Origin of the sequence: Croceimicrobium hydrocarbonivorans, from assembly GCF_014524565.1 — a bacterium.
Lineage (GTDB): Bacteria > Bacteroidota > Bacteroidia > Flavobacteriales > Schleiferiaceae > Croceimicrobium > Croceimicrobium hydrocarbonivorans.
Genome location: NZ_CP060139.1, coordinates 715,684 through 730,250, shown reverse-complemented (window position 1 = coordinate 730,250; position 14,567 = coordinate 715,684). Strand labels below are relative to the sequence as shown.

General features: G+C 38.1%; 13 protein-coding genes and 1 other RNA gene. 2 read left to right on the top strand and 12 right to left on the bottom strand.

Going from position 1 to position 14,567, the window contains the following annotated elements:
- Positions 1–287: 287 nt before the first annotated feature.
- From H4K34_RS03325 to ssrA, 12 genes are all read right to left on the bottom strand, one after another.
- Positions 288–758 (bottom strand): hypothetical protein, encoded by a 471-nt coding sequence (locus H4K34_RS03325; RefSeq protein WP_210759413.1) that lies wholly within the window; start codon positions 756–758, stop codon positions 288–290.
- 308 nt (positions 759–1,066) lie between these two features.
- Positions 1,067–4,285 (bottom strand): hypothetical protein, encoded by a 3,219-nt coding sequence (locus tag H4K34_RS03320; protein ID WP_210759412.1) that lies wholly within the window; start codon positions 4,283–4,285, stop codon positions 1,067–1,069.
- 219 nt (positions 4,286–4,504) lie between these two features.
- The gene (locus H4K34_RS03315; protein WP_210759411.1) at positions 4,505–5,404 is read right to left on the bottom strand and encodes a ComEC/Rec2 family competence protein; all 900 of its coding nucleotides are present in this window, start codon (positions 5,402–5,404) and stop codon (positions 4,505–4,507) included.
- The gene (locus H4K34_RS03310; protein ID WP_210759410.1) at positions 5,401–5,889 is read right to left on the bottom strand and encodes a hypothetical protein; all 489 of its coding nucleotides are present in this window, start codon (positions 5,887–5,889) and stop codon (positions 5,401–5,403) included. Before H4K34_RS03310 ends, H4K34_RS03315 begins: the two co-directional genes overlap by 4 nt.
- Positions 5,890–6,523: 634 nt before the next feature.
- Positions 6,524–6,880 (bottom strand): helix-turn-helix domain-containing protein, encoded by a 357-nt coding sequence (locus H4K34_RS03305; protein ID WP_210759409.1) that lies wholly within the window; start codon positions 6,878–6,880, stop codon positions 6,524–6,526.
- A 1-nt stretch (position 6,881) separates the two neighbouring features.
- Positions 6,882–7,175, bottom strand: coding sequence for a type II toxin-antitoxin system HigB family toxin (locus H4K34_RS03300; protein ID WP_210759408.1), 294 nt, complete (start codon positions 7,173–7,175; stop codon positions 6,882–6,884).
- A 194-nt stretch (positions 7,176–7,369) separates the two neighbouring features.
- Positions 7,370–8,023: a hypothetical protein gene (locus H4K34_RS03295; protein ID WP_210759407.1), complete on the bottom strand. Its 654-nt coding sequence runs from the start codon at positions 8,021–8,023 to the stop codon at positions 7,370–7,372.
- A gap of 167 nt (positions 8,024–8,190) precedes the next feature.
- Positions 8,191–8,838, bottom strand: a complete 648-nt coding sequence (locus tag H4K34_RS03290) for a hypothetical protein (RefSeq protein ID WP_210759406.1) — start codon at positions 8,836–8,838, stop codon at positions 8,191–8,193.
- A gap of 186 nt (positions 8,839–9,024) precedes the next feature.
- Positions 9,025–9,348: a hypothetical protein gene (locus H4K34_RS03285; protein WP_210759405.1), complete on the bottom strand. Its 324-nt coding sequence runs from the start codon at positions 9,346–9,348 to the stop codon at positions 9,025–9,027.
- A 7-nt stretch (positions 9,349–9,355) separates the two neighbouring features.
- Positions 9,356–9,748 carry a hypothetical protein gene (locus H4K34_RS03280; RefSeq protein ID WP_210759404.1) on the bottom strand — a complete coding sequence of 131 codons (393 nt, stop codon included), beginning with the start codon at positions 9,746–9,748 and terminating at the stop codon, positions 9,356–9,358.
- Positions 9,749–9,837: 89 nt separating this feature from the next.
- The gene (locus H4K34_RS03275) at positions 9,838–11,019 is read right to left on the bottom strand and encodes an SIR2 family protein (RefSeq protein ID WP_210759403.1); all 1,182 of its coding nucleotides are present in this window, start codon (positions 11,017–11,019) and stop codon (positions 9,838–9,840) included.
- A gap of 987 nt (positions 11,020–12,006) precedes the next feature.
- Positions 12,007–12,408, bottom strand: a transfer-messenger RNA (tmRNA) gene (gene ssrA / locus H4K34_RS03270).
- A gap of 65 nt (positions 12,409–12,473) precedes the next feature.
- On the opposite strand from ssrA, the gene H4K34_RS03265 reads away from it, so the two are divergent.
- Positions 12,474–13,679 (top strand): NAD(P)-dependent oxidoreductase, encoded by a 1,206-nt coding sequence (locus tag H4K34_RS03265; protein WP_210759402.1) that lies wholly within the window; start codon positions 12,474–12,476, stop codon positions 13,677–13,679.
- Between the two features lie 43 nt (positions 13,680–13,722).
- On the top strand, positions 13,723–14,565 hold the full coding sequence (locus H4K34_RS03260) for a 1-acyl-sn-glycerol-3-phosphate acyltransferase (RefSeq protein ID WP_210759401.1): 843 nt from the start codon (positions 13,723–13,725) through the stop codon (positions 14,563–14,565).
- Positions 14,566–14,567: the final 2 nt, after the last annotated feature.

The following is a 14,567-nucleotide window of genomic DNA, read 5'->3' as shown; positions in this document are numbered from 1 at the left end:
ATTGCTTCAACACAGAGGCACGCTTGCCTGCCGTTAGGCAGGGAGGTTTAGAGTAGTTCACGAAGGGAGTTTTCGATCTTTATTGATTTATTTGCCTATTATTTGTTTTAAGATAATGGGAAAATCAAAAGTTGTGAAGGTTTCATTTATAGGGAAGTTTACCTTTTTGTTTGCCATTAAGGGACCCGGCTAAGGCAAGTAAAAGGAGCTGCGAAGCGAGCTTGCGTTGAAATTAGATTAATTAAGGTATTCCAATATCGGGAACAAAGGTTGAAGCGACAAGACCTTTATTTGCTATAGCCATTGTTGGCGCTAGTTATTATTTCATTCCTCAACTTTTCAAATCCTTCCCAACTTTTGCTTTCGTCGTACCAGCTAGCAAAGAAGTCAATTCCTTCTCCATAAACGGGATGTGAGTTGATATAAGCGCTGTATAGATTTCCAGTATGCATATCTGAGTATTGATACTTGAAACTAACCGATACGAACTCTTGAATGTATTCTGCAATTCTATTTTCCGATGACCTTGATAATTGAACGGTTGTTAAACTTATTCTAGAGTATTTAGGGCTTTCTTCATTATCGCAATCCGCTGAGTCTAGCGACCATGTTGCGCAAAGTATTTCATTTTTCGGATACACTCTAATAACCTCTTTGTTACCACCAAACTCTCCGCACTCTGTAAACATGGCGTCGAGAAACAAGGTGTCGCTTTTAAACAAATACCCCAGAGGACCTTTTGCTGTATCTAAATCCATTTTATTCGGTTCTGTTTGGGTTTCGGTTTGGTATTCCGCGTCCGAGTTAGAATTAATGCACGAGAAGAGCAAAAGGGATAGGATGAATATTTTAATGAATGATCGTATCATCTTTCAATTAGCGGCAACGGCCCGTGTATGGTGTCGTAGCATCCCGAAGGGTGCTATGCACTATACACATTGTTGTGTTTTTGTGCTTTTTTCCTTTCTTTTTTCAGCGTTGGGCAGACATACTCTTTGACAAGTTTTGGCTCGTGTGGTTGGCTTTGAGCGACTTGGCAATGTGTATGGCTTTTTGTGCTATGGCATTATTGTAGAATGGATTCATTATTTATTCTTTTTAATACATATTTGACTTCATAGTCAGGAGGTAATGGCTTAAACTCTTTATCAGTATGAGTAATATCGAACGTTTTTCTCTGAAATTCTCTGATTCGATCTAAATCAATTTCTGCTGTTAGTATTGCGTCATTTGTGCCTCCTTTTAATCTGAGGATGTCAAGTCTAGCTGATTCCGTTGGTTGAGTTAACCGAGAGTCTCCAAATTGGCTCGTGTTTACCTGTGCCACATAGCAATGTAGATCACGAGAACAAGATTCAACTATATTTGAGAAGTAATTTGTATCCTTATTCCATTCTACACCAACTAATAGATCCAATTTACTTTTAAACAAACTTCTATGCCATACATTGGCTAATTCAAAACAATAGTATGGACTCAAATACAGATTTTTCCAATTGAAAATATCATATCTATTTTCTTTTGGTTTAGCAATTTTAAAGTGATTCCCTTTGATTAATGATTCTTCAATATGAGCATAGTGATTTTTTAGTCTAAATACCACTACTGCATCACTTACCCCGTCAACCTCAAAAGGTAAAATTGTGACAATAAAATTGAAAACAGTATTTTTTATTTTAACGTGTTCCAACCCAGTAATTGTTAACACTTGATTTCGTTCGGCATATTTAACTACGCTAGACAGTAGGTTAATTGGAATGAAAAACTCTGGAAAAAGTAAAATATCACTTTTATCAAGTCGAACTTTTTTCACAATTTTAGCCAGTTTATCATACCTTTCCGAGTCGAGGTTTGGAGTTCCTCTCATGCTATCTAGGATATTTTTTTCTTCAACTTTTGTGTTAGCAAATGCTATTTTGAATTTGTTTGACGAACGCTTCTTGTTGTTAACAGTTATCTCTTGAACATGGACAACAGGACTATTCTTTTTAACCTCGCTTTTGCATGCATAAAATTTTTGTCTGAATCCATCATCCTCTAATTCGTATTCAGCTATGTGATTGCCATTAATAAGTTTGAAAAGTTTAAATGATTCATCTAAATAGAATGATTCCTTTTTTTTGTTATTAATACCGAATAATTCGGATTCAACTTTGTTATTGGTTTCGGTTTCTCTTTTTCTGTGATGTGAACCAATAGTCTCATTGGCAACAGACATACAACATTCCCAAAACTTAACTCTTCGAGGTGAATTCTTGATTAGATTTTTTTCTAATTTGTAATTTTTAAAATCTAATTTTATTGAAGTAAGATCTTTTAAAGTGCCTTTCCTTGAAGCTTCTGTAAAGGTTAAAAGAGGATGAATTACGTAATGATGTCGCATCATATTTGATTGACGAAATCTGCGAACCCAGTAAGAGTCTGGTTTCGTTGGTTCAAATCTTCCAAATAAGAATGTCCAATTACTATTCTTTAATTCATTTAGTTTGAATTCAAGATTTCGAGCTACTTTTTTTGTCTTAGTCAGAAAATCTAAGTTGAGCGAGAGAGACACTTCATGAGATACATCCAAATAATTGACAAGAGTATCTTTAAGTTGGTCTTTTGAAACAGAAGTTTTTTCATCACTAATTTCAATTTTATCTATTTGATCAAAGCAATGAAGAAAAAAGTCAACATACTGTTTTGCTTTTTTATTGACCAATAATAAAGTAAGAATTCGCTCCCAAAGTCTATAAAAGTTTAAGCATGTTTCACCCTTAAAGAAATTAACGATTTGCTCACTTTCTTCGTCAGTAAGGTGATCTTCGTGTCTTAGAGCACTAAATATTTTGTTTGAAAGAAAAACAGTAAGCCCGTATCTGTTTTCCTTGTAATCCTTTAGGGTTCTTATCTTACCTTCCGATCCATCATAGTGAAGATGATATGCATTGGAGGTAAAAGAAAAGTTACTTTCAGATTCTTCAGGAAAATCTCTAAACTCACTTGTCCTTTCATCTAGTTCCTGTTTTAGTCTGTCAATTACTAAATGAGATTCATTATAATTGAAAAAATGCATTAGGGATTTTTCACTTTGACAGAAAAGCGAGTCATACCCTTCCAGTAAAAATGCTTTTTGTTGAGATTCATTAGTGTTAGGAGGGATAAAAGGAGGAGCTGAAACTAAATCAATTATTGGATAGAAAGTTTCTAAAACAAATTTTTCTAGTGAGGAGGGGGAAAGATTTGAATAAGGTGTTAAGTCAAATTTTATTTTTTTGTTGAGTTCTTTCTCTTTAAAACCCGGCTTAGGGTCTGAAATTACAAATATTAAATCATCTACATAACGTCCATAATATGCTGGCTTTATATTATTTACAACCCTTTCGTCAAACTCTTGTAAATAATGATTGGCGAGTACATAAGAAGATACTAGACCAATCGGTAAGGCTATTTTGTCAAGATTACCCTCTTTATTAATTAGCTCACCATGAAAAGCATAAGGACTTGCATATTTTTTCGATAACTGTTCCGAATACTTGTCATGAATGCATAAAAAGATTTCTTTGAGATTATAGTACTCATTCAGCACTTTATGTTTTCTACCTTCGAATAGCTCTGAACGTTTAATTCGAATCGAGCTAAAATAGTCCTTTATGTCAAGATTTAGAAAGGCAACATTTTTCCCCTTCTTTAAAATGCTTTCAGCTACTTCAACTGCTTCATCTCGCCACTTGCTATATTGATTAAAATAAGGTTTGAAAAGTCCAGACCCTTGAACAATGGCAGATTTGTCTTTATTAAGCAACAACCTATTGCCAAGACATTCATCCTTTAATTCTTTATCCTTAGATACTCCGTGTTGAATGATCCATAATACTGAAATTATGTGAAGCTCGATTGGGGCATTTATGAAAGGAGTAACTCTTTCTACTTCATACTTGTCTTTGATTCTTTCATTACTTATAAAATTGCTTTCCTCTTTAGGGCTTTTTATTTTTTTTGGATAAAAGTCAATATCAATTTTTTTCAGGATGGAATTGAAAAAATCAGAGTTCTCATGAAATGTATTGAGTTCATGTGCTATTCTCTCAAATTTTTCCTCTAATGAAAAACGTATTTTATAAGAAAATATATCGCCACCAATATTGTAATGTGAGCTAGGATTTTTAAATAAGAAGTCTTTATCGATACTTGTTTCAAATTCTACTAATTGGCTTCTAAGTATTAGATCTGTATTATCATAGTATATATATGATTTCAATTTTTGATAAGCGACTTGAATATCTTCTTTGGTAAATCCCATTTTATTTCATTTTTAACTTTTTTTAAACCACCCATTCCACTTAGTCAGAGCATTGGTGAAAAAATAGCTCTTTTGGTTTTTTAAGTGTTTGCTATTGTGTCGGCAAAACCAAATGTGCTATTTGTGCGGTCGGCTCTTTTTTCGCATGAAACACAACGGTTTGGCTATGCGCAGTGTCCCGAAGGGCATTGCGTATAGGTATTGTTGTAGCCAGTATTTTTAAATATTTAGTGTCCCTTTATAATAATCAAAAGTGCTTTTATTCTCATTTTCAAGAAAGTCTATTTCATATGTTTCACTAGAACAGTACACATGAACTTTTCCCTCTTCACATTCAAAAGTTATATCCTTCGCAGAGTTCTGTCTGATTTTGTTATGATTTGGATATGACGCATAATCTGAATCTTTCGAGTTAGCTTCTCCCATAACAATAATGTCTGGATCCATTGTGTCCAACCATTCTTGAGGAATTTTACCACTTTTCCTACCATGATGAGGTGCAAAGAGAATATTGGTCTTGGTTAAAGAAACTTTGTCTTTTATTTTCTCCATGAAATCAGTCTCAAGGTCTCCCATCCAAACAGCTGTTACTCCACCATTTAGGCTATACTTTATGATACAAGAAATATTATTGAAAGCTGTGCCGTTCTCTGCTTTTTCCAGTTCAGTTTTATAGTCATCGTCAGTCGTATCTGGCCATAAAATATTGATACCCGAACTTCCTATCTCTTTACCATACTTATCTGGGCCATCTTGATTCATCCATTTCCGTTTACAACCTTTATAAATATTGAATGCTTTGCTTGAGTCTCTCAATTCACAATACCTTGTAAAACTGGCAGTTTCATCAGGCTTTGTTGCCTTGTTCTTGACACAATAAAAATTAACAATATCAATTTCATCGTCTAAGTAATCAAGCTTTTGAATGTGGTCACCATCTGGATGAGTTGAAATAAACCTTGTAATTTCTTTGTATTTATGTTCTGCATTTATTTCACCAACTATTTCCTTTTTGTTGTCGTCAGATAGGCAACAGTCAATAATTGTGAAGTTATCTGAGCCATGTTTAATGTAGAACATGTCACCTAACCCGACCGAGAATGATTTTATAATACTCATTTAAGCTTTGCTTTGATGCGTTGTGTTATATATTTCGTTTGTTTCCGATAAGCGAACAAGAACATGGCTAACAACCCAATTGATATTATTGACCAGTGGACTTGAAGCGCCCATCCAAAGTATTTTGCAATTAGTAAATAGGATTTTGAAATCAAGATGAGCAAGAAAAGAGCGATTAAAGTCCTATACATGTTATTTGATTCAGAAAGGGTCTCGAGCTTCTTATCTTCACTCTCAACTTTCACATAGTCTTTGTAGGGTGCGAATTCCACAAACTTTAGCCGTTTCAATATCGGTTCAACTACTAATGAACCAATACGACTGACAATCAAACCAATGAAATAGTATAGGAATGCACCAGTGATAATATCTTTTTGAATTAAGTTCACATCTGTCCATTTTGAAACTATGATGCAGAAAACTACTCCAGGGAAGAGATAGTTGAAAAGATTATAGGACGATATTTTATCTAGTAGTTCTTTCATTTCTATTGGCTACAACTTGTTTTTGTCCCCAACAAAACCACAGATAATCAACATCACATTAGGAATAAACCCAGAAATGTGTGATGATAAAAACAGATGTTAAGGCATCAACAAGATAGAAAAGCTTATTGAGATTTAAGTGGATGTTGCCTAAGAAGCTGGGATGTCTCAGGTTCAAATAGCCAGAAAAAGAAGGCTGTTCTAAAGCAATCTCCACAACCCTCTGTAAAACTCTCTGCCTGCCGGTAGGTAGGGAAGTTCGCAGAGTAGGAGTGAGTTTTGGGATATGAGAAGTGAGTGGTTTTGGGCTTTATTTGCTTCAACACAGATGCGCGCCTGCCTGCCGGTAGGCAGGGAGGTTTAGAGGAGAGCACGGAGGGGGCTTTCGATCGTCAATGATTTATTTGCCTATTATTAGTTTTAAGCTAATGGGAAAAGCAAAAGTTGTGGAGGTTTCATTTTTAGGGAAGATTATCTTTTTGCTTGCCATTAAGGGACCCGGCTAAGGCTAGTAAAAGGAGCAGCGAAGCGAGCTTGCGTTGAATTTTGATTAATTAAGGTTTTCCAATATCGGGAACAAAGGTGGAAGCGACAAGACCTTTATTTGCTATGGCCATTGTTGGCCACTGACTATTTAATAATCTTGAATTAGGACCTCTGTTGGAATCCTCAGCGCAGTATTTAGCTTTCTAACCATTTCTAAGGTTAGCTTTCTTTTTTTATTTAAAATCTCACTGACCCGACTTTTAAAGCCTACGATTTCGGCTAAATCTTTTTGCTTTAAACCCATTTGATCCATTCTAAATTTGATGGCCTCGATGGGATCTGGTAAATCGATAGGGAAGTGCTCTTTCTCGTATTGATCGATTAGGATGGAAAGAATTTCTAGCTCATCTCCGTTTTTGCTGCTTGGCTTAGAGTCAAAAATCTTTTCTAATCTCGCCAATGCCTCTTGATAATCCTCTTCTGTCCTAATTACTTTTAGTTTCATCTCAAATTTTGTTTGCGTCAATCTTATCGTACTCGGCATGTGTTCCAATGAACCTGATCCAACATATTTGGAAATCAAAATTGAATTTTACGATTAATCGGTAGTTGTTTCCTTTAATGTTAAATACAATTCTGTTGTCCTTTAAAATACTCGCACTTGGATATTCCAGTTTCAATTCATTAAAGGATTGCCAACTGGCTTTTTCTGCTTCTCGGTACCATGCCTTCAATGCTTGTTCACTCTCAGAATGTTTTTCCCAAAAAAGGCGAAGGGTACTTTTTGCTATTACTCTCAAGTGCAGGATTTTGACAAAATTATGAAAAGTTACCAAAATGGTAACAATTTGAATCTGGTTTCTTTAGCTTGTGGCCAACGGTTTGCATATGGCATTGTGGCGGTTTAGCTACGTTGATTTCCAATTCGAAGCACTTTCCTGTCCACCGAAATGCGAAGCGAAAGCCTTGCTGGTAGCCGTTCACCCACCATAAGCTATCTGCGTTGTTGTGGTGTGTATTTTTCTTTTAATTCCCATACTTCATCGTGCTTTTTGTCATATCGTATGATTCCTTGACTTCTGCTCCAATAAAGTCGTTCAATGTGATTTGTTCTTTCGAAGTACTTTTTTTTCTGGTCTTCTATTATGACTACATCGGTAAAATGTCTCCCAGAGATTAGGAGAGTCTTTTCTGGTAGTTCTTTAAATTTTTTCAGAGTTGATTTACTTTCACCATAAAACCACGCATCTTTAGCAGCGAAGTCTATTTCTATGTATGTTTCATTAGATTCGTTCATTGCGAGTCCTACAAGTCTGTGCCCGTCCAAATAACGGTGCTTTCCACTTGGTGGATTAGGGTCAGAGTGTTTGTTCAATATGAAGTAATGTTCAGCCTTAATCGGAAAAAGATCTAAGGGGTCTGTAGGTCTGATGAATCTATTTGAGCCTTGCAAAAAGATAGTGTCAGTTTCGGCCAAGTTCGATTCAAAAATCAAGATTTCATTTCCATTATATGGAAGAATATCAAGGTCATTATTAGGAATTCTATTTGTCCTTCCACAAGCACATAATAGGGGAAAAAGTAATATTGATATATGGAGTCTCATTTTATATGGACCAAAACGGATTGCACATGGCAAGTAGGGCATCAGAAAGCAATAAACTTTCAAATTCACTCTGAGCCAAAGCGTTATATTTTGTTTTTAAACTGTTCATTTTGAAAGCCAGATCAATGATTTGGCGGAGTTTGTAAAGAGCATTGACCTTTCGTTAAGCACCGAACGCTCTATTTGATATATACCTTGTTGTAAGTCGCTTAATCACTTTCATTCAATGACTTTTGATAATCTCCGTAATTACTTTTCACAACTTCATAATCAGTATACCTAAAAATTCTTCCTTTATCAGGGTTTTCAAATGATTGATAGTCTTTCGGAAAACCTCTATTCTTATAAAACTGTCCAGTAAATTTTATTATGTCATTGCTATACCCAAGTGTATCAGGCAATTTGATTGATTCATCCGATGGTTCGATGAATATGCTTTGGTAGGCTAAAGAATCCCCTATATTTTCAGAATGTTTTTTCAAATCTTCTTTAGTCGCCCAATTCGCACAGTCACAAGCCCAGGCGATATAAGTCAATTCAATTGTTTGTACCTTTTCGTTCAGATTGTTCTTTTCGATAAAGACAGGGGCTTCAAAAAATGGAATCGCCAAAAGGCAAGGAATTATTCCAATCAGACCAAAAAAGACTGTTTTTCTGTTTCTTGATTTTAAGTACTTCGTAATTGCTATTATTGAAAAAATGATTGTCAGTCCAATCAGCAAGTATGTGAATAATTCTCTCAATTTACCAGCTATCCAATTAAACTGGTCTCGTATTACAAAAAGCAAAATCAATAAACTGATATTTATCAATAGATAAAGTCCATATCCTAATATTTTGATTTTTAGGTTTTTCATGATGCCCAACGGTTTGCCTATGGCTTTGTAGCGGTTTAGCTACGCTGATTTTCAATTCGAAGCACTTTCCTGTCCACCGAAACCAAAACTGGCTGCGGAGGAGCGAAAACCCTGCTTGTCGGCAGGCGGGCTTGCAGTCAGCCGTTCACCCGCCATAAGCTTTATGCGTTGTAGTGGTGTCGTTTTTTATTTTTTCCAATTTATTTTGTCGTCAATATGATTTAGATCTAATGGTTTTCCTTTCTCACTAGGTTTCCACCCGTTTTTCTTTCCATAATCGATTGTCTGTCTCACAATATCTGGAGTTACCAAAAATTGTTGTTGGAGACTTACACTATCGTTCGTCTGAATTCTTTTGTGATGATAGTCGAATTTTACCATCAAGCGCTGTCCCTTTTCACCATCCAGTTCAATATAGAGATCAATCCAGCCATCATTTCCTGAGGCCATCCAGCGATAGATCTGATCTTCAACTGTTATTACTCTTGATCCCGGTTTTGGTATAGCCACAGGTTTATTAATTCTTTGTCGGGTTATTCATCAAATCTAAAATTTCAATTACTTCACAATCCGCGGAGTACATAGGACCTTCTCTAAAATTACATTTCATTCCAACTTTAATTTTGCTATAGTGCACAGGTCTCATTTCAGGATTGATAATCCACATTCTCGCAGTTCCTTCAATAGGTAAATGATTGTCATTAAATAGATTTACATTTCCATGTTCATCTTCGAATTCTGGCCAAATCTTGTATTGCAGATTTTCTGGTTCACCAACAATTGAAAAATCACAACGAATGCCTTGGAAAGGTGTCCCAGTTTTACGGCCTCCTTCTTCAAGGCTTCTGAATCTATATTTTACTCTGAAATCAGCCTTGTGACTTAGTCTATCTTCGTATGGCTCATGCATTTTTTCTTACTTGTGGCTAACGGTCTAGCTATTCGCAGTAGCGTCCCGCAGGGCGCTATTGCTTATAGGTTTTGTTGGGCACTGGCTTTTTATTTTTTAAAATCATCTATACTGAGGTTGTCGGGAGTTTTCTCGATTAACCTGCCTTTGAATTTCTTCACAAATTCTCTTGACTTGTCGGAAGGATAAGGTTCTACCAAGTTTACCATCTTGTTTTCGAAGTCAAAACACTCTTCAATGAGGCGGTTAATTTCAATGTCTCCACATCCATAACCAATAATTATTAGTTGTTCTGAGTTTTTAAGGTTTTCTTCAAAGTGTGTAAATACCTTGTCATAGTACCAAGGTTCCCTATATCGTAGGATTTTTGATGTTGTTCCTGAAAGAAAGTCTGGATGATAGTTGATCCAATCATTTATATACTTCGGTTTTCCGTTTTCTTGAACCTCTTTGAAAAGGTCACTTGTTCCAATTCCGAGTTTTATTTTAACATAGGTGTCAATTCCTTGGTTTTGAATGTGAAATGGAAACTGGTCAACACTCCCATGCAGTTTGTAAAGTCGAAATTTTTTGTCAAAATGATTGGTAAACCTGGGAAGTCTCACCTTGTAGTTTTCTTTGAAGTTTCCATAATAAGGAGAGCCAATTTCCTCAAAACCATCTGATAGTTCTCCCTGAATCCAATCTGAAGATTTAAACGTCTCCAAGAATAAGTCATGGTTAAGGGTGTGAATATGTACTATAGATTCTGATCCCCATTTTTCCATGCAATATAGAAATCCACTATACCCTGGATAAATCGGTTTACCATGATTGACAGGTTTGTAAAATTTATTTCCATCTCGGTCTACAAGGAAGATTGAAATCAATTGATTCAAAATGTTATTTGTTCTTGAAATCAAATTGATATTATCGGTATCACTGTGGAACTCCTCTCTGAATCCGTTACACAATTCATCAAACTCATGACATTCTCTTTCACCTCTTCGAATTTCATTGTAGAAGTCATAAAATTCTTCGTAATTAAAGAGACCTTCGGATAATTCTTTATACAGTTGAATTAGTCTTGTTACGAAATGTCTATGTTTCGAATCCTGCGTGTACCAAAATGGATCTTCATCCTCTCTGTTTTTTTTGATTACAGTACCATCCGTATGAACACAAAAGTCTTCGGGGTCGAGGTTGACCAAGATTTCGTTAAACTGATTTGCTGTCGGATATCCTTGGTTAACAGAAAATCCTGCTCCTAAAAGAATAGATGTCTGTTTCATTTATTGTTTGTGCTCAACTTGTTTTTATCCCCAACAAATCCACAGATAACCAACACCACAAAAGGAATAAACCCATAAAAGGCTGATGATAAATAGCTGATGTCAAGGCACCAACAAGATAAAGCTTATTGAGATACAAGTGTGAGTTGCCTAAGAAGCAGATATATCTCAGGTTCAAATAGTCAGAAATAGAAGGCTGTTATAAAGCAATCCCCACAAACCCTCTGTGCACCTCCCTGGCTGCCGCAAGGCAGGTACTTCTCTGCGTCTCGAGCTCGGCACGAGCGGGTGTTGAAGCAATCCCCACAAAACTCTTTGCGTCCCTTTGCACCTTCCTGCCACTGGCAGGCTTCCTTTAGCTCGGCCCGTGGGAGCGGTTAATAACCCAAAGCTCTGTGCTCCTCCAATCCTCCTATTCTCTGTGTTGAAGCAACCCACAAAACCCTTTGCGCCCCTTTGTACCTTCCTGCCACTAGCAGGCTTTCTTTAGCTCGACACGAGCGAGCGGTTAAAGACCCAAAGCTATGTGCACCTCCCAACCTCTTTTTCTCTGTGTTGAAGCAATCTCCACAAAACCCTTTGCGCCCCTTAGCACCTTCCTGCCACCGGCAGGTTTTCTTTAGCTCGGCACGAGCGAGCGGTTAAAAACCCAAAACTCTGTGCTCCTCCAGTCCTCCACTTCTCTGTGTTGAAGCAATCCCCACAAAACTCTTTGCGTCCCTTTGCACCTTCCTGCCACTGGCAGGCTTTCTTTAGCTCGGCACGAGCGAGCGGTTAATAACCCAAAGCTCTGTGCTCCTCCAATCCTCCTATTCTCTGTGTTGAAGCAACCCACAAAACCCTTTGCGCCCCTTCGCTTCTTTCCCTCATTAGCTCGGCACGAGCGAGCGGTTAAAAACACCAAATCTCCCAGCCAGTCCTCAGGCGAGCTTGGTTCTGGCTAAAAAGAAAGCCCCGCCTGCTACGCAAACGGGGCTTAAAAATACATTGTGGAGCTGCGGGGAGTCGAACCCCGGTGCAAACAAGGAAGTAAAAGGCTTTCTACATGCTTATTTTGTTATTCAGTTGTCGACCAGGACCTGGGAACAAACACCCGAGTACTGGCTTATTTGCGGATTACGATGTCGCGGGCACTACGCAAAGCTTTACCCGTTAGTCCAGATTTAATGACACCCCTGATTCTGCGCTCTCCGGGCTTAAGCGCCGAGGGATGACTTGCTCCCGCGTCTTACGCGTGGATTAGCTAAAGCTACATTCCGTAGGCTTAAGCGGCAAGTGCGAAGTTATTTTCGCCAATTATAGTTTGAAGCATCTATTTGCGGGAGAACATCTCCATATCCCGACATGCTTACATTCCACTTCATCTTGCTGTCGAAACCGATCAGCCCCAATATGTAAAAGAACGCCCAAAAGGGCCCGCAATTTAGGTATCTTTACCGGAAATTCATGTGTCTATGAAGTTCGGAATTATCCGTGAAGGAAAGAATCCTCCCGATAAACGCGTTCCCCTAAGTCCACAACAATGTCTGCAATTATTGAACCAATATCCTAATTTGGAAATTGCCGTTCAACCCAGCCCTATTCGCTGTTTCCCGGATGCCGAATATGCAGAGGCAGGCCTTAATCTTCAGGAAGATTTGTCAGATTGTGACGTTTTGCTGGGTGTTAAGGAAGTACCAGTAGCAATGTTGATCCCCAACAAAAGCTACCTATTCTTTTCGCATACCTATAAAAAACAGGCTTATAATCGCGATTTACTGCGAGCCATTCTCGATAAGAAAATCCGCTTGATCGACTATGAGATGTTGAAAGACATCAGCGGAAAACGCCTCTTGGGCTTTGGTCGCTATGCCGGAATTGTTGGTGCTTACAATGGCTTTAGAGCCTATGGTAAGCTAAGCGGCGAGTATGAATTGAAGGCGGCACATGAATGCAAAGACCGTCGCGAGCTTGAACATGAATTAGTGAAAGTTCGATTGCCCCAGAATTTTAGAATAGCCCTTACCGGTGCTGGAAAGGTAGCCGGAGGAGCGATGGAAATACTCTCGGCATTAAAAATCACTCAGGTATATCCGGATGAATTTGTGCGTGAGGACTTTAATAAAGAAGTGGTCTACACCCAGCTTAATGTGCAGGACTATTTTAAAAGACAAGACGGCAAGCCTTTTATCCGTAAGGATTTTTACCAAGATAATCAGGGTTATGAATCTAATTTCCTGCCCTTTGCAGAGCATGCGGATATGTATATCGCCTGCCATTACTGGTCAGAAGGTTCACCTTTGATTTTTAGTAGAGCAGAAGCTCGAGATCCGCGATTTAATATTAAACTGGTAGCTGATATTTCCTGCGATATTGATGGTCCGGTGGCCAGCACTATTCGTCCTTCGACAATTGCTGATCCCTTTTATGCCTATGATCCGCAAACCGAAAAAGAAGTTGCTTTTGGAACATCAGGCAGCATTGCAGTAAGTGCCGTAGATAATCTTCCGGGTGAATTACCTCGGGATGCTTCGGAAGACTTTGGTAATGAGCTGATCAAGAATATTATTCCCCATTTCTTTAATGGCGATCCGCAAGGAATTTTGGCGAAGGCCAGCGAAACGGAGCTCAATGGAAAACTTAGTTCATACTTTGCTTATTTGAAGGACTATGTTGCTTAGCCAATTGCGCCTATTCCCCTAAATTTGCGGTCAATTTAATTGCATGAGCCAGTCAGAGCTACAATCCGCCCCGGAAAAGTACATTGAGATTGAGAAGGTGGTGGCCGAAAAAAATCCGGCCCTGGCCAAGTGGTTGCCGGGTTTTGTAATGCGCTACATTAAACGCATTATACATCAAGACGAAATTAATGAAGCGATGCGCTTGCATGGCGATAAGGAAGGTTTGCCCTTTGTGCGGGCCGGACTCGATTTTTTAAATACCACCGTAAAAACGGTAGGCCTCGAAAACATCCCTAAGGAAGGCGGGGTAATATTAGCCTCGAATCATCCCTTGGGTGGTTTAGATGGAATTGCCTTTATGAAGGCCGTTGGGGAAGTACGGGAAGATCAACAGTTTTTGGTGAATGATATTCTTTTGAATATTAAGAACCTCGAGCCGCTTTTTATTCCGGTGAATAAAGTGGGAGCCAATCCTCGTAAGGCCCTGCAGGTGATTGAAGATACCTACGCTCGGGATATTGCCATTTTGGTGTTCCCATCGGGGATGGTAAGTCGCCGTTTAGCAGATGGTATTGGTGACCTTACCTGGCAAAAGAGCTTTATCGCGAAAGCGAAGAAATACAAGAAGGATATTATTCCTGTGCATATTGATGGGAAAAACTCATCTTGGTTTTACAATCTTTCCTACTGGCGCAGTAAATTAGGCATCAAAGCCAATTTGGAAATGTTCTATCTCGCAGATGAGATGTTCAAGCAGAGAGGCAAGACTATAACCATTACTTTTGGAGAACCTGTTTCCTGGCAAAGTTTCGATAATTCGAAAAGCTTGGTAGAGTGGGCTGAGTACATGCGCAGCCTTACTTATGCTTTACCTAAAAAGAAATGAAT